General features: G+C 59.0%; 12 protein-coding genes. 1 reads left to right on the top strand and 11 read right to left on the bottom strand.

Going from position 1 to position 17183, the window contains the following annotated elements:
- Window positions 1-112: 112 nt before the first annotated feature.
- The 11 genes from J3U87_RS33260 to J3U87_RS33210 all read right to left on the bottom strand — a co-directional run bounded on the left by J3U87_RS33260 (window position 113) and on the right by J3U87_RS33210 (window position 14090).
- Window positions 113-934, bottom strand: a complete 822-nt coding sequence (locus J3U87_RS33260) for a hypothetical protein (protein ID WP_237380235.1) — start codon at window positions 932-934, stop codon at window positions 113-115.
- The gene (locus tag J3U87_RS33255) at window positions 931-1692 is read right to left on the bottom strand and encodes a hypothetical protein (protein WP_237380233.1); all 762 of its coding nucleotides are present in this window, start codon (window positions 1690-1692) and stop codon (window positions 931-933) included. Before J3U87_RS33255 ends, J3U87_RS33260 begins: the two co-directional genes overlap by 4 nt.
- Before the next feature lie 3 nt (window positions 1693-1695).
- On the bottom strand, window positions 1696-3531 hold the full coding sequence (locus J3U87_RS33250) for a CHAT domain-containing protein (protein WP_237380231.1): 1836 nt from the start codon (window positions 3529-3531) through the stop codon (window positions 1696-1698).
- A gap of 149 nt (window positions 3532-3680) precedes the next feature.
- On the bottom strand, window positions 3681-5090 hold the full coding sequence (locus tag J3U87_RS33245) for a hypothetical protein (RefSeq protein WP_237380229.1): 1410 nt from the start codon (window positions 5088-5090) through the stop codon (window positions 3681-3683).
- A 356-nt stretch (window positions 5091-5446) separates the two neighbouring features.
- A complete protein-coding gene (locus J3U87_RS33240; RefSeq protein ID WP_237380227.1) occupies window positions 5447-5662 on the bottom strand; it encodes a hypothetical protein in 216 nt (71 codons plus the stop codon).
- Window positions 5663-5721: 59 nt separating this feature from the next.
- Entirely contained in the window at window positions 5722-8379 is a 2658-nt protein-coding gene (locus tag J3U87_RS33235; protein WP_237380225.1) for a CHAT domain-containing protein, read from the bottom strand.
- 197 nt (window positions 8380-8576) lie between these two features.
- Complete coding sequence (locus tag J3U87_RS33230) at window positions 8577-9389, bottom strand: zf-HC2 domain-containing protein (RefSeq protein ID WP_237380223.1); 813 nt, start codon at window positions 9387-9389, stop codon at window positions 8577-8579.
- Entirely contained in the window at window positions 9386-10012 is a 627-nt protein-coding gene (locus J3U87_RS33225) for an RNA polymerase sigma factor (RefSeq protein ID WP_237380214.1), read from the bottom strand. Before J3U87_RS33225 ends, J3U87_RS33230 begins: the two co-directional genes overlap by 4 nt.
- Before the next feature lie 176 nt (window positions 10013-10188).
- The gene (locus tag J3U87_RS33220; protein WP_237380212.1) at window positions 10189-11655 is read right to left on the bottom strand and encodes a hypothetical protein; all 1467 of its coding nucleotides are present in this window, start codon (window positions 11653-11655) and stop codon (window positions 10189-10191) included.
- Window positions 11652-13076: an ABC transporter ATP-binding protein gene (locus J3U87_RS33215; protein ID WP_237380210.1), complete on the bottom strand. Its 1425-nt coding sequence runs from the start codon at window positions 13074-13076 to the stop codon at window positions 11652-11654. Before J3U87_RS33215 ends, J3U87_RS33220 begins: the two co-directional genes overlap by 4 nt.
- A gap of 198 nt (window positions 13077-13274) precedes the next feature.
- Window positions 13275-14090 (bottom strand): MerR family transcriptional regulator, encoded by an 816-nt coding sequence (locus J3U87_RS33210; RefSeq protein ID WP_237380209.1) that lies wholly within the window; start codon window positions 14088-14090, stop codon window positions 13275-13277.
- Between the two features lie 174 nt (window positions 14091-14264).
- Here J3U87_RS33210 and J3U87_RS33205 point away from each other — a divergent pair, with 174 nt between their 5' ends.
- Window positions 14265-16979 (top strand): hypothetical protein, encoded by a 2715-nt coding sequence (locus J3U87_RS33205; protein WP_237380207.1) that lies wholly within the window; start codon window positions 14265-14267, stop codon window positions 16977-16979.
- Window positions 16980-17183 lie beyond the last annotated feature (204 nt).

Below are 17183 nucleotides of genomic sequence, written 5' to 3'. Positions count from 1 at the left end.
GTTGCAGGATTCTGGGCAATCGGATGGGGGGTCTCTACCTCGCGACAGGGCACAGCGAGGGCGATCGGTTCGGGGAACCGTCATCATCGAGCTGCTTGAAACTGGCTCGGGTTCAGTCGGCCCAAGCCACCTTGACGTCAGCGGTAAAAAGCAAACCCGAAGGCTGGAAGGCTACGGGATCGAATCGTGTTTGGACGGTGTATTTCTTTTCAATGTTCGCGTCACCGATCTTGAAGGCGAGGCGACCTTGCTCGTGCAGGACCTTGGGAATGTGCACTTTTTGGTAGGTACCCCGCGGGAGCGTTACCGGTAGGTCGAGGGTCAACTGGCCCAACTGGCCGAGACCCGCGCTGGCGGTGACGGGAATGGTCTGGTCTCCACGGGTCGTGACGTGAAAGGCAAAGTGGTCACCATCTCCTTCCGCGGGCTCCAAAAAGGCCGTCGGCGCTGAATTGGTGCCGAAATCGACGCCTACCGAGGGTTTCCCCAAAATGGTTTTGGCCTTCAAGTGCATCTTCCCTTTCAATTGGAACGGGAGCTTCAGCCGCCACCCGTCTGTTTGAATCGTCGATTCCGGACGACCCAACACCAGGGACATCTTCAAGCGTTTTACATCCACTCTCCTTATGCCCAGATCTCTGCTCTCCAAAATGGGGCAATCGCAACTGGTCATCTGGAAGTGGGCCGTGCGGTTCTCTTCGGGTTTTGCGGCCAGGCGATCGAGTACTTTTTGGATCGATCGAGACGATATCCAGATGCCGATGTCGCTTGTCCCGAAGGACCAGTGTTTCAGCTTGGGGCTCAACTCCTGTTTCAGAGCGGCCAAGCGCTCGCGTTTGAGAACCACATCGGCGCCCAATTCCCCGCTCAGGGGCAAACAGGTCAGCAAGAGAATGCCGGTCGAGATCATGGCTCTCGCGGTCAGGATGTTCATGGTTCCTCCAAATTCAAATCGAGAAAGAGATGAAGGCCGTCCGGCAGAAAAAACCATTGGCGCAGCGACCATCGTGCCGGTTGACTAAGTGCCGGAAGCGTCAGGTCCCCGTGAATGCGGCCACGCTCCACTTCGAAACTCAGGGGCTTTTTCTCGCCATCGACAGAGAGTGTCGTCTGCCAGTCCAGCGGAATTTCGTAGTTCAGGTCGATGGTCGCCAGTTCGTGGTGGTTCAGGGCAAGTAGTTTTCCCGCCAACCACTTGAGCTCTAATTTAAAGATGGACCACCTGGCCCTTGGGACAATCTCATGGATTTCGATTTTCAGTTCGGCGGTTTCGCCTCCTGGATTCGCATGGATGTGCAATTGGGTCCGCACCGCCGCATCGACCTGCAGCGAGCTGCCTTCTTTGGTTACCTGGGCTTCCGCAACCACACTCGGAGCGTACTGGTCGAAGTCCACTTCCAGGTGTTTCCATGTCAACACCAATCCTTCGGTTTTGGGTAGTGCGACCTTGGTTTCCTTCGTACCTGCCAAAATGTCGTTGATGACATCGCGAGAAAAGAAGAGATGAAGATCACTGGCTTTGCGCGGATCTGGGTGGCGCACCAAAAAATCCGCCAGTTTGTACAGCCTGTCTTCCTGCTTTTTCAACTGGCGCCATTCCAGTCGCTCAATCTCATTTTCAGTATCTCCGGACAAAGCCCATGTCAGAGCGACCAGCGCGATTATGGTTAGGATGATGGCAAACTTTTTCATATATTATCCTCTTCTTGGAGTGGCCAACTTGACGAATAGCCAGCCCAAAAGACTTAAATTCACAAGGACGATCGCCGCAAAAGCGTAGGTTCCCCAAATGGGGAAGTAGGTCACTCGGTATTCGCCGTAAACGTAGTCGTGAGAACTGCCGAGTCCATCCCAAATCGAATCGCCCTTCATGATGACCACACTTGGGATAAAGTGGTCCAGGCGCTGATAAGTGAGCCTAACGAAGCAATGCGGCCGACTCGCTTTTTTGGGTTGAGGTCCGCGGAGCAAAATCTTGATGTCTTCCAAGTCCTGCTGTAACGCCATGGTGGGATTGACGCCTAATTCCTCTTTGACACCACAATCCGTGGGATAGTAATAAGCCGTACCGCCGAGGTACTTGCTGAAAAAAACGGCTTGAAGATACCCGGGAATCAAAAAAAACAATAACACGGCAAATGCCTGATACCAACGGGTAATCAACGAGGCGTAATCCCAAACGACACCCCAAAACTCCGGCAGTCGGGAGTACCAATATGTGCCTCGGCTATAACGAACGTGATAGTGTGTCAAGAGCAGGAACACGGTAAAGATCGGCGAGAAAAGAATGAATCCATAAATACTGGCAGAGTAACCCGTTTTCTCGATGGTGGGCAGTCCCAGTGCCACGCCCTGCATACGGCCCCATATCGTCACCGAGAGGTACAGGACGGCTAGTGCGGTCAAGGTCCAGGTCTTTTTGAAAAACGACCAGTTGATGAACGGGAAGATCCGCAAGTCGGCGCGCGAAAAAAGCAAGACCTTGCCCCAGGCGAGCGAACGCCTGTTTTGGGCGACACATGTTTTCCGGGCGCTGGTCAGGCATTGGCTGGGGGCTGCGCCGCCCTCGAGCCTCTCGTAGAAGGTGTCGAAAAAAGCCGTTGCCTGTCTGGCGTCGATTTGGTGGGACATTCCGATCACATTGGGAAATCCCGCGAGGATCAGGGCCGAGGCGGTGCCCGCGTAGTACAGGGGATTCCCGGTTTCTTCCCCGTCGATCGGGTTTGGAGTGGTGTCGCGCCCATCCACTTCGTCATCGAGGGAATCGTCGGGATCGGATTCGGGCACAGGCGGTTGATCGCCGCCGTAACAAGAGCACAACACCACCATTCGTAAGTTGCCGGGCTCGGGATGGTTGTCCGCGATCAAACGGGCCAGGTCGTGACCCTTCACTATGTCCTCTGTGAACTTCTTATCCTGCTTCTCGCCATCCGTATCGCTGCCAGAGCCTGCCCTATCGACCTCTTTATCCTCGGCTTCGACGCCGAGAACAATTCCCTCGCTGGTGCCGTGGGCCAGGATATGCAGCACACCCACATCCTTGGCCTTGGTGCGGAGCACCTCTGCCAGTTTGCGACGGGTCATGTCAGTTGCTTTGATGACATTCTTGGCGCCGACGGCCGTCTCGATCGCGTTCAGGTGTTGCTGGTCCGGGATCGGAGAAAAGGATCCAACCACCTTCGGCGCCGCGACCGCCAAAACTTTCGTTTTCGGTTTTTCCTCACATTTCATCCGCGTGGATCGCGGGACGGTCAAATAGCGAGTGACGCTCCAGCCCTCCTTGGTGGCCAGGAATTCATTGGCATTGGGGTCGTAGAGAAACTCCCACGGCAGCCGGCGCAGTTCGTCGTAACCTTCGGCCTTGGGGTTCAGTTTGATGGTCAGCGTGAGTCCCTTGTCGCCGTACTTGTTGCGGGTGCGTTCGAAGAGCAGCGCCAAACGGCCGTGAAACAACGCGTTGAAGAGCTGGCTGCCAAAGAACCAGGAATGGGCCGCTTCGGACTCAAAGAACTCGATCTCGCGGCGGTTCAATCGATCGAGGATTCTGCTCAAATCGAATTTGGGAAAGAGAAACAGTTCGTTTTCTTCACCTTCCGTCGAAGCACCGAACACGTCGCATCGGCCCTTCCGCAGCGGGCCGAAATGGATGGTCAATTGACGTTCTTCCATGGAGTTCCTCCTCAACTGGTGCTGCGTCGCTTCAGGCTGAACGCGGGATCGCCCAGCAACAGAAAGTTCCGGGAATCGTTGATCGCGTGCCACAGATTCACCAGTTGTTGGTCGTCCCTGGGAAACGCATGGGGTCCAAAGATCCGTTCCTTGAGCTGCTGCTCCCGATACTGGATGTCCTTGAGCGCAAAGTTTAGGTTGAATCCGTTCAATGCCGAGCCGACCGGTTCCCCCTCGAGTACCCGTCGAAAACAATCGCGGTACAGCGCCGTTTGGGGTCGCTGTTTCAGGTCGGTGAACGACCAGAAGTAGGCGCAATCCACGTGGGCGACCACCCCGGCACAGCCGTTCTCCAAGGCGAGCAGGCGGGAAGGGAGCGAGGCGAGAAAGGGGTGGGGGGCCAGGGGTTCACCCGTTCGTTCCGGAGAGGTGGGGAAATTGTCGAACTGGGGACAGCCCCCGCTGAAACAACCGAACATGAAGACCAGCAGTCCGTTGCATTGGGCATCGTCGGCAATGTGATCCGCAGACAGGTAGTGAGACTCCGCTAGGGGCTGCCCCTTGGCCAATTCGGGACCTGGCCAATCGCCGCAGAGCAAAGCGCCCTGGTAATCTCTCAGGTTCGGGTGATCCGCCCGGCAGACCAGACCATGGGAGGCGGTGAAAAGGACCTCCGGGGTGGTGGCCCCACCCAGCATGTCCAGAAGTTCCTGTTTATTGGGAGGCAATTTGGCGCAGAAACGTGCTTTATCACCCAGTTCGGAGGCCAGGTCCAGCGCCAGGTCGTCGATCAAGATTTGACGCGAAAGCTTCGTGCATGGATCGCCCACGTGTTTGGGTCCCCAAAACCGCATGCGGGGTTTCTCCGTGTCGCGGGCCTCGGCCCGCAGCAGGTTTGCGGTATAGCGCTGGTAGGATTGGGGATCGTCGAACCACAACCGACCCACGGAATGCGGGAGTGCCAGGTTGTATTGGAATGCGAAGGGAATGGTCGTGGGATCACCGACGATCAACAAGTGGAAGGGAATTCGTTTCGGGTCCACGATGACGGTGGAACCTTTGTACCGCTCCAGGAATTCGAAAGACGTTTCACCGGGGCGGTAGGTCAGTTCCCGATAAAGGCCGTCCGCCTGAGCTTCTCGCACCTGCAGTAACTCACGCACGAGAGGTCGCAAGCGATCGGCTTGATGTTCCGGAAAAATCACGCCCCAGCCGGCTCGAGCCAAATCCTGGGGATCGACACCCGCTATGGCGGGAAGGGGTTGGCCATCAACGCCTTCGCGAACGTTCTTGGTGATGTCCGGATCGCCCGTTTCGGGATTTTTTCTGCGCAAATACTTGGCGAGGCACCGGACATGTTGCCGGTGGAAATAATCGCCGTCTTCGATTTTGATGCCGTTCAAAGGAATGGTGATCGTCACGATGGGGCTCCTCTGATACTCGAAACATGGTTTGGTCGGCGTGTGCGGCTGGTCTCCGCCAGCACCTGCATGGCGTTGGCGGAACACGGCAGGTGGCTGGCCCAAGCGAATAAGGCTGCGGCGAGCTGGCGTGGTTTTTTGAGAACGAGGGGAAGGCGAGGCGGTGTGGGTGATTCTCTGGAGGAGATCGCGTTGCCGAGTGCCTCCCGCCGATGCTGGCAGCGATGGTCAATCTTATGGACCGACGCCGAAGCGGAAACCAGGGCGCTGGTCTCCGCTTCGGCGCCGTCTTGGGACGGTGTCGCCAATGCTACGAGGCAGGAAATCAGTGACGTACGTGGGCGTGACTCAGTCGCCTACGTTTGATCCGATTTCCCTTTTACTTCCAGCTCTTGTTTGAACTTTTGATCCTTGGGTTCGACGGGGCCGGGGTCTTTTTTGACCGGCATGTCGACCTGTTCCTTGAAAAATTTGGGCTTGGGTTCGACGGGGCCGGGATCTTCTTTGACCGGCATGTCGACCTGTTCCTTGAAATTGTCCGGTTTGGGATCGACGGGACCAGGGTCACTCATGTGAATCCTCCATGGGGAAAATTGGATGCTGGGGTTACCATCTGTATGGAGGGAACACGTTATCTTTGAGATTGTTCATGAGAGTGTGAAAATTTTTTCTCCCAGTCACCGCAGAAAAAGAAGCCTGCCCAAAAAGAGGGTTTTTTCCGAAAAGGGCCCTGGGCCATGTGACGTTGGGCCTGACGCAGTGCTTCTTCGATCGTCAAACCTTTTTGATACAGACCGTTGTAAAAGACTTTCATGAGTTGGGCGGTGGCCTTGTCATTGACGTTCCACGTACTCGCCACCACGGCACCGGCGCCTGCTTCCAAAAAGCTCCGCGCGAAGCCCACCACCCCTTCGCCCTGGTAATAGCGTCCTTGGGCCGAGCGACAGGCGCTCAAAACGACCAAGTCCGCCGACAACTTCTGTCGTCGAATGTCCGTCGCGTTGATAAAGCCGTCGATTTCTCCGCCGATGGGGTTGCGTTGGCTGAGTACGATGCCGGATCTCGCCGGATCCAGCGGGTCGGAAACGCCGTGGGTCGCCAGGTGGATCACGTCGAATGCCGTCAAGTCCAGCTTCAGTAATTGTTTACGGGTTGCTTCGAAGCCGCCGTATCCACGAAAGTATCGGGACGCCACCAGCGTTTGCAAATGCTTCAATTCCTGTTCGGAAGCTTCCAGTCGCACAAACCCGGAAGGGGACACCTTGTTCCGCCGAACATGTTCCAAGCGTTTGTCTTCCGAATCGAAGACAGGATCCGCAAAAACCAGAACCTTGCGCAACGGCATGCTTTGGGGACGGGGCCTGCCTCGAGTCCGGAGATGGACCAGATACGATGCCGAGGGCAAAACGACGATGGGATGGCGTTCGATCAAGAATGCCTGTCCGTGCGTGGTGGGATCTTTCCGTGGGTAGGGCGGTGGCAGCGCCGCAAATGGGAAATCGAACAAACCCCCGTCGGGGAAAATCAACAGCCGTCGTTCGCTGTCGGCCGCGGTGACATCCATGAACAGCAATTCGCTCAATCGAGTGCCCCAGTACTGGCGGCGTCCCTGATGAAGGGAGCTGGGGGTCTCGATGGCGCTCCTGAATGCCGCGAGCATGGTTTCGATTTGGTGACGCGGCGGCAAGGGACGCAGGGTCAAGCCATCCCTGGTCAATTTCCAGGCATAACCCTGCTCCTCCCCGAGCAGGAAGAAGTAACCGATATTGTCTTCGCCTATGACCAATTCCCGGATTTTTGCCAGGGGAGCGGTTTCGAAGGCCTCCCTTCGTTCTTCGGGAATGGTGGGCGCCTCACCCACTGGGGGTCTCCCGGCTTGCGATCCTCGTTGCCCCGGTCGGGTTTCCCCGTCGAAGCGGCGCGGTCGCTGCGCCAACCGCGCCAGCAGGCCGCGAGCGCGGACACGCTCCAAAAAAAGCAGTGCCGCCATGTCGTGACCGCCTTCCGGTTCGGCTCGGTGAAGTTCGAAAAAGAGGTGGAAACAGTGCTCGACGAACTCGAAACCGGCTTGGAAGACGGCATATCCTGGAGGACGAGCGCCCGAACGCGCCCTCAGGCGTTCCATCTGGAACACCGAATCCTTGGCCGCCTCCAAGGCCTGGTGAAAAAGGCCTTCTTTTTCATAGGTTTGGGAAAGGCGCCACAACAGGGAGGCGCGGGTTTCCAGCGCAACCCCATCGGGCAGTAGATTCAAGCCTTCCAAGCAACTGCTCCGGGCCTGATCGGGTTTGCCCCATGCCAAATACAGTCCCGCGAGATTGGCATGGATGACGGCGTGCGGGACGGGGGCGCTCGTTGCCGCCTTCAATCCTTCCCGTGCTTTTTCATAGGCTTGAAGCGCCTCTCGGTAACGCTCCATGTGGGTCAGGACGGTTCCCTGGCGATCCCAAACCCCATTGAACCACGCCTCCCAACCATGCTTTTGGGCGATTTGCCAAACGTCGCCAAGCATCGCGTGCGCTTTTTCATAGTTTTTGCGGCGAAAGGCGAGCCATCCCACTTCCGATAGAATGGTTTGCTCGTATTTGATCAGGTTCAGGTTTCGATAGGTCTCTGCTGCGGAGCGATAATCGGTTTCCGCCTGATCCAATTCCCCGACGATCGTGTGAATGAACCCTTCCTCGAAACGGCAACTCGCCGCCCTTCGCGGCATGTCCAGTTCCTTTCTGAGGTCTCGTGCCTCTTGCAAGTGAGCGAGTGCATCCGCAAAATAACCCAACTCTTTTTCGCAGACCGCCATTTCCGCGAGCACGCGCGAACGTAGGCCGCGGCAATGAGGGGGCGTCGCGATGCCCAGGCTGTGTGCCCAGTGCCATCGAGCCCGGTACCAATCGCCTTGCCGTCGCGCCGCTTGACCGATCATGAAACCGCATACCAGCGCCGCGGCCGGTTCATCCAGGTGTTCGAATACCCGTTGTGCCGCAAGCCAGGCACCCCGATGGTCGCCCGTGCCGGACCGATCCCTGGATGCCTCTTCGAAAGCCAAAAGAGCGTTCTTCTCATGTTCACTCGGCATTCGGAGGAGGCGGGCATGGAAGACAAAAGAAGCTTCGGCATCGCGATCTTTGGCTCGAACCGTTACCTGCACGGGTCCATCGCGTTCCAGTTCTCTAGAGAACATGACCAAACCGAGCGGTTGCGTTTGGGTGCCGACCGCAAGGGTTTCGCGATCGGCAAAGGTGATGTTCACTTCAATGAAACCCGACTCCGCCGCGACATAGCCCCACAAGTGTTGGCCGGCCTCCCCCTCCAAGACGTAGTCGTGGCTCCTTTTGTTTGGATCGAGACGCCCGAACCGGGGCCTCGATGGTACTGGGTCCTGCGATGACCGTACTGTTTCCTGTTGTGCTATAAGAGGAGGTGGGGAAATGATATTTATCGATAGTGAAATTAGCAGTGAATGGAAAACAAGAATCGTATGAGGCATCAGTGCGATTTTATAATTTCGAAAGTATAGTTGGTTATGGTTTGGTAGTCGTTGGTTTCATTTGTGCCCTGCAATTCCAAGGTATATACACCTTTGTCGAGAGACATGGACGGTAAAATTACTATCCCGGTCATCGTGGTGAAACGAACGGGATCTATGGTCATGGTTTCTTCGCGATGAGATGGCTTGATGAGGGCTCGAAATCGATCGAAGGGCACTTCCTGATCCAGTATGATTTCCAGGATCAAGTAATGCTCCGGATTTCCGGAGGGGATGGGATTTGACGAGGGACTGGTGCGAACGGGAGGTAATAGAGTCAGAATTTGAGGGTCTCCGGAAGGTCGAGTGGGCAATTCGGGAGAGTTGCCCGATGAATCGAACCACTGCCAAGCCACCCAGGAGAGTGCTACCAGCAAAACGGCCGCCCAACCGTAGGCGACGGCGGGGTGGTTGAAAAAAAGAGATCTTTTGGTTGGCTCCGTGGCTCCTGTCGTTTTTTCGCGTTCGGCTTTCAGTACTTCTGCTCCTCTCTCGGAGGCTGCGTAGGCGACCAATCGATCCCAGGCCGCATCGACTCCAGGGGACGGGGATCCTTCCGGCGAAAGGTTTTGGTCGGGCTCTTCCTTCAAGGACAAGATGACGTCGCCACAAGATTTACATGCTTCCAAGTGCCTCAAAACAAGTTCCCTTTCTCGAGGCGAGCAGCGGCCTTCAGCGAAGACCTGCAACAATTCCATCTCGGGATGCAGGTCCGGGTTCGTTTGCTGCGTTTCCGCCATTCGGCCGAGCAAGTCGTCAAAAGACGCATTCATACGGGTTCCTCTTGGTTGACATCCTCTTCCCAGTATTGCCGGATTTTTTTGCGAGCCTGATTGATTTGGGATTTGACCGTATCGATTTTGACATCAAGTATGGCCGCAATTTCACGGTATTTTCGATCATGGAAAAAATACATGACGAAACACAGTCTCATTTTTCTGGGTAACTGTTCTGTCGCTCGTTGTAATCTCCTGATATCCTCTTTATTTACAATGAATTGGTGTGGGCTGGTGATCCCGGAGGGGACAACGGATAGGTTGTGTGGCTCCCCGACGGCTTCTGGTTCAAGCGTGAGGTTCCCGTTTCGCCTCCGAGCGGTGGCGTTTTCAGGCGTGAGGTTCCCGCTTCGCTTTTGAGCGGTAGCGTTCCTGATCCAATTTTTCCGAGTATTGTCGACGATGGTGAAGATCCAGGCCCGAGTGGGCTTTTGGACTTTTCCGCTTCTGATGGCGACGAATGCCTTGAGAAAAGCCTCCTGGAGGATCTCTTCCGCATCGCTTTTGTTGAGGTTGCGGCTTCTCAAAAAGAGCAGAATCCTTTCGTAGTCGCTGAGGAATAATGCTCTGATATCTGCATCTCGGGCCAAATGGTACGATTCATTCTCATCTCGAGTCATTACCATGACACCATGGAGGGCTTTTCGGGGAGATTCTATGAGCTACATCCTATCCGAAAAAATGCAGGCAAAAAAGCCTTGAATTATCTTTTTTTCCTGAAGGCCTTGATGGAAAAAAAATCGAAAATGGTGCCGGCCCGATAGGTTGTTTTCCATTCAGGCGTGGCGGTGGCGAATCACCGGGAAAGGGCTGCCCATTTGCGCATGGCCAGCCTGGAAGTACCGCCGCCGATCAGGGCGTTGAGCAGCATCAGCAGCGGGATCGCGAACCGAGGCGAGAAGTGGTAGACCGTGGCCAGTTGGAGCGCCAGCAACCCCATGGCGCCGACCACCAGGGCCATCACGACGGGGGTGGTGGGGCCTTCCTCGTGGAGCATGGCCGTCAGGCCGCTTCCCAGCTCGCGGGCCGGGTTCATATCGAGACTGGAACCGAACACGAACCAGACCGAAAGGCCAAGCACGATCAGGAATGCCTGAACCCATGCCGTCGACAAGACGGACCACGGCAGGGAGCCACTGGCGCCGATACCGGCTGCGGTGAGCACCGAGAACACCAGAAACCCCAGCAGGTACACCCTGAGTTTGGCCAACAGGATACCTCTCGGGGAAAGCGGCGCGGTGAGCAGGTACGGCAGTCGGTTGGCCTCGCTGCCGACGGGGTTGGCCGCGCCGTCGACCATCAGGAAAAAAGCCAGGCCGACAATTACGGCGCACGCTGCCCAGCCTTGCGAAAAGCCGAAAGCGTGCAGGCGCGCCTCCAACCAGGGATAGGCCAGGATCGCAGGCGTGCAGAGGAGCAGGCGAATGCCGTTGAACCAACGGCGGGACCGGCACAGGATCGCCCGCATCAGAAAGGCGCCGGATGGGTTTCGCATCCGAAGCACCGGTGCGAGCATGCGGGTCATGCGGGAGGATGCGGGACTCGAAGTGGCCTGTGCCTGTTCGAGGAATACCCGGTGGTACCTGTCGCCCAGGGCCCGCCCGCCCGGACCCCAGGCGAGCCATGCGGCCATCCAAGACAGAGGCAGGCAAAGCAGGACCAGGCCATTGCTGGTATCGATCATAAAGTCTTCGCCGGGAATGCTCAGTCTCAGGACGATCACCAGGGACGCGACGGCAATGCCCAGCGCCAGCGATCGCGGTTTGCGCCAGGTGCCCCCGAGAACCGCCAGCCGCAGGGCGACACCCAGGTAGGCGCCGCAGGCCAGGATGGCCGGCAGGCATGCCAACCACAGCCATCCCAGCCGGCCCGCCGCGCGAATCAAGGCCCACCCGATCACCGCGGCGAACAGGATCCAGAGGTGAAGCGATTCCACGAAGAGGCAGGCCGCCAGGCCGCGCAGGCGGGTTGCCGGCCGCAAGGGAAGTGTCGTCAGTAGGGCGGCCTCACCGGTGAATCCGCGCAGGCCCGTGTTCAGGTAGAAGATGCCCACTGCGGCCATGACGCAATAGCCCGTGAGAAACGCGATCCGCTCCATCATCGAGCCGTTGTTTCCCCAATCGAGGGCCTGTGGCACGAGGTTCGTTTCGGCCAGGTAGACGGCCAGCGCCGTCGCGGCGAAAACCGCCACCAATCCTGCGCCAATCCAGGGGTGGCGCCCCATGGACTTGATGTGAAAACGGAGCGTGGTCGCGGCGGTCATGAGGTCACCTCGCGGTCCGACTCCGTCAGGGAAAAGAAGAGCCGTTCCAGGTTGCCGTAGGACTCGGCCAGGGAGGTGACCGCCTCCTCCGCGATCAGGTGACCCTTGTGGAGGATGCCGACGCGGTCGCAAAACGACTCCGCCGTGGCCAAATCGTGGGTTGACAGGAGAATCGCCGCACCCTCGCGGCGCCATGCACACAGCATGCGCTTCAATTGCTGGGCGGCCCGCGGATCGAGGCCGTTGAAGGGTTCGTCGAGAATCAGGACGCGCGGTTCGTGGAGCAGCGCACCGGCAAGCGACAACTTGCGCTTCATCCCGAACGAGTACTTTTGACAGGATCGATGTTGCTGCTCCGCCAGATCCAACCGGGTGAGCAGGCCGTCGATGCGTTGTTCGGACGAGTCCCATGGGAGACCGCGCATCTGAGCCAGAAACTGGAGATGTTCGCGACCCGATAACCGGCCGTAGAAGGCCGCCTGATCTGGCACGTAGCCGAACGTCGCTTTGCCCTCGAGCGGCTCGGCCCACAGGTCGATGCCCGCGAGGTGAACCGTTCCGGCCTGCGGCTCGAGCAGGCCCGTCATCATTTTGATGGTGGTGGTCTTTCCGGCGCCGTTGCATCCCAGGAGGCCGTAGATCTCGCCCGCCCGCACGGTCAGGGTCAAGTTGTCCACAGCGGTGAAGTCGCCGAACCTGCGCGTCAAGTCGCGCAACGCCAGCACGGCCTCGGCTTCGCCATCGGGGCGGGGCGATCCCTCGATCCTTTCGAGCGCCCGTGCCGGCTCGCGAGGATCGGCGAGGTCGGCGGTCGAGGCCGGCTGGGGTCGTTCCTCTCGGCGATCCTGCACCGATGTCGGTTCTTCGCGTTCGTCGGTGTCGGGACGGGAGCCCTCCGGCTTCACATCGAGGGCTGCCAGCAGTTCGGGCCAATTGTCCGCATTGAACAAAAGCGTATCGGTGGTGGCCTTGCGCCCGAGGCCCAGCCCAAACGTCAGGGGCGTTTTCAATTTGAGCAGGAGCTGCCCGCTTTCGGAGAAACAAACCTTCAGTTGGCCCTCCTCCTCGTCCCAATTGCAGGCGAACGGCTCGAAACCGTGGAGCATGTAGCGCGTGGGCTGAAGCGATGCGATGGCCTCGCGTGGAATCCGAAAGGATCGGAACCCGTAGCGGAGCAACAGGCCGTCGCGATCCACGCGGTGCCGCGAGAACAACGGTGACGGAAGCAGGATGGCCGGGAACGCCGCGAACAGGATCAGGAAGGCGGTGACGGCCATGCCTTCCCAGGGCGCGTCCACGAAGATACGGAACAAAAGGGTGAGCATGGTGGCCTCGATGACGGCCAGGGCGATGAACAACACGAGCATCGGTAAGTAGTTGCGCTTGTCGGCGGTGTAACTGAATTCTCGATCCAATGTCATGCGGACCTCTCCTGTGGACCTGAGTGAATCAGGTTGGTCGCGCGCGAACCGGTGGCATGCCCGGCTCGCGCGAGTCGCGTTTTGGATGGGTTGGGGATCATCGGTGCGCGTTAACGGGTCGCGAACAAAGGGGGATTTGTGGGTCGGTGGTGGCCTCGATGGCGACCGGGCGGTGGGGCCATCGATCGGGATGGGACATCAGGAACTGGGTGGTTTCTCTATGTTCTGGGACAGTTCGTTCAATACTGCCAATATTTCGTTGTGCGATCCGGGCAGGACCCTGGCGATCAGTTCCTGGAACACCGATTCCAGCTCGGGTTCCGCCGCACTCGTGTCGGGCAGCCCCAATTCGGCACGTATGCCCTGGATTTTTTCGGCCAGATCCTGCATGTCGATCGCATCCGGGGAACCGTGCAACATGCCGAGAAAAGATTCGAGAATCGGTCCCAGCCGCGCCGCCGTTTCGGGATTCGCCAATATCTGTTGCAGGCTTTGTTCGAACTGGGCCTCCGGGTTCCCCGGCCATTGAAAGCCCTTCAGCAAATCGAACATTTTTCGGTCCAGGGCGAGCATCTCGTCGAGCATGGCCGGATCCATATCGGGCAGCGACGTGCGCAGCCGTTCGCGCAACGCCTCCTCGTGTGGCAGGGGATCGGCGAATTCGCTGAAGGGATCGCCCTCTTCCGCCAGAAGGGTATCGATGCGCGCCACCTGATCTTGCAGATCGGAAATCTGGCCGGTGAGCTCCTTGCGCAGGGTGGACAGGGCGGCCCGCATGGTATGTACCTGATCGGTCTGTTTGAGAATCGCTCGGACCTGGGCGAGCGACATGCCCAACCCTTTCAGTTTGATGACCTTGTGGAGTTGGAGCAGATCTTGGGGCAAAAAGTAGCGGTACCCGTTTTCCCCTTCACGGCGATCGGGCAGCAGGCCCTCTTGCTGGTAGTGACGCACCGTTTTGGTGGAAATACCCAACAACGATGCAACCTGGCCAATCTTCAATCGGTGACTCATGGATTCGCTCCTTGACCCTTACCCTAAACCTTGCCCTTGGGGTAAGGTCAAAAGATTTTTTGCCTTGGCGGGTTTTCTTTGTCCGAAATGATAGGGAGTGCGGGGAAATGGCCGAAGTGCAGTTTATAATGAGGCATCCCTACTCCTAAAAATTCGTTGTCTCCGGAGGCCGCCGTGTGGTTTCACCGTCTTCTGCTGCTCTCCACGCTGTGTCTTGGCGCTTGGGGAAAAGACCTGCCGCTTCCTCTCGTCTACACCGAACCCGACACCCTCGAAAGCGATCTGACCTACCGCATTGCGCTGATCAATCCGAACGCGTCCGACCGTCTCGTGCAATACTCGATCACGGACGCGTCGAGCGCCTTGTTAGGCGAAGGGCTCACCAACCTTCCGGCACAGGGTCAGGCCGTAGTCGACCTGAACGCACTGGTTTCCGAGGGGCAATTGCCGCAAATGGCCAAAGTCTCGATCGCCGATGAATCAGTGTATCCCATTCTGTTGGTGGGGGATGCTGCCGGTGAGCGTTTGGCCGCCGTCTGGCCAGCCGATCGTCGCGAATCGGACACACTGCTGGCGACCCACGTGGCCACGGATCGCGGAACCTTCTTCACGGGATTCGCCGCCAAATCGGATCGCGTCACGCCACTGACCTGGCAGGATGGATCGCGGACCATCGGCACGGTTGCCGAGGGCGGGGTCGCGCGTTGGGAGCTGGGGTCGCTGTACGGGACCGAAACCGCTCCGGCCGTGCTTCACCGCATCACGGCCGACCGCGCCGACAGCTTGCTGGAAGGGGTCCAATCGTTCGGCACCTGGGACGGCACCCGGCGATACGCCTTGTTGCCGCTGGCCTTCACCACCAACCGCCGTTTGGTCTTTCCGCACATCGCCGCGGACACCGCCAACTTCTGGACCGGCATCGTCATCGGCAACCCCAACGGACAAACCGTCGCCGCCGACATCCGCTTTTTCGCCACGGACGGTACCCTGCTCCAGAGCCAGCGGATCGACATCGCCGCCGATGCACGTCAGGTGATCCTGTTCGACGGCGTTTCGGACAACGCCGAAGGCACGCCGGCGCTTCCCGAGGCCTTGCCCGACGGCGTCGCCTGGATCGACGTCGCGAGCGAGGACCCGCTCGCCGGATTCGAACTGTTCGGCAGCCCTGCCGATTTCATGGAGGCGGTGCGGGCCTCGGGCTCGCCTTGGCGATCGGCCTTACTGCCCTACCTTCACAAGGAAGATCAATCCTGGATGGGCATCGCCTTGGTCAACGCCGTGGCCTTGCCGGCCCAGGTGACCGCGACGCTGCGCGATGCAGGCGGCCAATCCGTGGCGATCCACGATGTCGAACTGGCCGCTCACGAGAAGACCGTGGCGATCCTGAGCGATTGGTTTTCGGCCGAGGATTGGGAACGGGGTGCATCGCTCTCACTCGAATCCAGTGGCGGCGAGGGCCTGTTCGGCATGACCCTGTTCGGCGATTTGGGTGAGACGCGCAAAACGATGGCCGGCTACGAGCCGGTGCCCGTCGAGGGCGTCACGCCAGGCGCCACCCGGGGGTTGGCCGGCCTGCCGCGTCTCGGCGCCAACTTTCCCACGTTCAATGCTTCCGGCTCGGTGACGGTACCCGGTCAGGACAATCTGCAACGTGAAATGATGTGGTGGAGTGCCGGTCATCCCAATCGCATCGTCACGCGGCAGATGCAGAATCGCGACGTGTTCTTCGAGGCCTGGGACGGTAGTGATTCAACCGTGACGGCCAACCGCGAGCGCTGGCTCGACAACGACGAGCGGTTCGGGGTCATGCCGACGCTGGTGGGACAACACGGGGTCAGTTGGACCGGTCCCGAATCCGGCGAGGAAACCCCGATCGATTTCACCAACGAAGGCGAAGAGGCGCAGATGATCGCCTACGTCAACGAGGTCCTGGCCGCCTTTCCCCACCTGCGCTACTTCGAGGCGTTCAACGAGGTCATGGCCGAGTTCGGCAGTGCCTCGACACCCGAGCCCAAGCGTGCCAATTTCGCGGCCATCCTCCGGACCATCGCCGAAACGGCCAAGGCCGCCAATCCCGATCTCACCCTAAGTTTCCCCCACCTGCTGGGCACGATCCCGGAACAGGTATCCGGCGGAACCCAAGCCCTGGTCGATTTCTCGCGGGACTATGCCGACACGGCCGCGCTGTACGACGTCTACGGGCTCCACTTCTACGGCCCGTGGCAGGAGTTCAACGACGTGTTGCGCGCCTCGTTCATCGACGCCATGGACCGCGGCGACCTCCCTCGCAAACCCTGGGTGCTCAGCGAGACGGGCATCAGCAACCTGGATGCGCCGGACACGGTGACGGCCCTCAACGAGATCGAGGGGAGCGCGGCGCGTCAGGCGGCCTACGTGGTCAAGATGCCGACGATGGCCTACGCCCTGGGCGCCGACATCGTGTTGCTCCATTCGGTGCAGAGCGGCTCGCGATCGGGGAATTGGGCGGGCTACGGCCTGATCGGCCCGAATGGCGAGCGAACCTTGGCGAGCTGTGCCTTCCGGTTCTTCGCGGAGCGCACGGCGCACTTCACCGCCGTGGAACCCCTATCCGAGACCAACCCGCTGTGGCTGTACCGCTACGTCGACGGTGCCGGCGAAGGCCAGGACGTCTACATCTGCTGGAGTTCGGACGGGGCATCACAGCGATTGACCCTAAACCTGCCCGATCTGGCGGGGCAAACCGTCTCGATCACCCAAATGGTGCCGATGACCTGTCCTGGCACGGCGGGCGACGAGGCCGCGTTCAACCGCGACGCGTGGTTCTCCGCGCGCCAGGCGGAGGTGAGCGGCGAGGGCGCGTTGAACGTCGACCTGGGCGAGACGCCCCTGCTGATCCAAGCCGAGTGAGTCGCCGAGAAGGCAACGTCACCCCAAAAAGCGAGGAGGGCTCTCCGGAGAGGCGGGACCGCTTCTGCGTAAACTTTTTTAAACCACAGAGTCGCCGCCCAGGCCGGGGGCCGGAATGCCGATGGTCGGAATGCCGAACCACCGGCACACCGGCCACCGGGTTTCAAGTGGGTAACTAATCGAAGCGAATCGTTTGGGAGTTCC

The sequence above is a fragment of the Sulfidibacter corallicola genome (genome assembly GCF_017498545.1).
Taxonomy (GTDB): domain Bacteria; phylum Acidobacteriota; class Holophagae; order Acanthopleuribacterales; family Acanthopleuribacteraceae; genus Sulfidibacter; species Sulfidibacter corallicola.
The sequence above is the reverse complement of the archived record's forward strand: the minus strand, read 5'-3'. Positions and strand labels throughout refer to the sequence as shown.

Bases quoted from the DNA above. Each gene is read 5' to 3' on its own strand.
- J3U87_RS33210 (WP_237380209.1), bottom strand. From the start codon at position 14,090: ATGAGTCACCGATTGAAGATTGGCCAGGTTGCATCGTTGTTGGGTATT.
- J3U87_RS33220 (WP_237380212.1), bottom strand. From the start codon at position 11,655: ATGACCGCCGCGACCACGCTCCGTTTTCACATCAAGTCCATGGGGCGC.
- J3U87_RS33240 (WP_237380227.1), bottom strand. From the start codon at position 5,662: ATGAGTGACCCTGGTCCCGTCGATCCCAAACCGGACAATTTCAAGGAA.
- J3U87_RS33225 (WP_237380214.1), bottom strand. From the start codon at position 10,012: ATGACTCGAGATGAGAATGAATCGTACCATTTGGCCCGAGATGCAGAT.
- J3U87_RS33260 (WP_237380235.1), bottom strand. From the start codon at position 934: ATGAACATCCTGACCGCGAGAGCCATGATCTCGACCGGCATTCTCTTG.
- J3U87_RS33255 (WP_237380233.1), bottom strand. From the start codon at position 1,692: ATGAAAAAGTTTGCCATCATCCTAACCATAATCGCGCTGGTCGCTCTG.
- J3U87_RS33230 (WP_237380223.1), bottom strand. From the start codon at position 9,389: ATGAATGCGTCTTTTGACGACTTGCTCGGCCGAATGGCGGAAACGCAG.
- J3U87_RS33215 (WP_237380210.1), bottom strand. From the start codon at position 13,076: ATGACATTGGATCGAGAATTCAGTTACACCGCCGACAAGCGCAACTAC.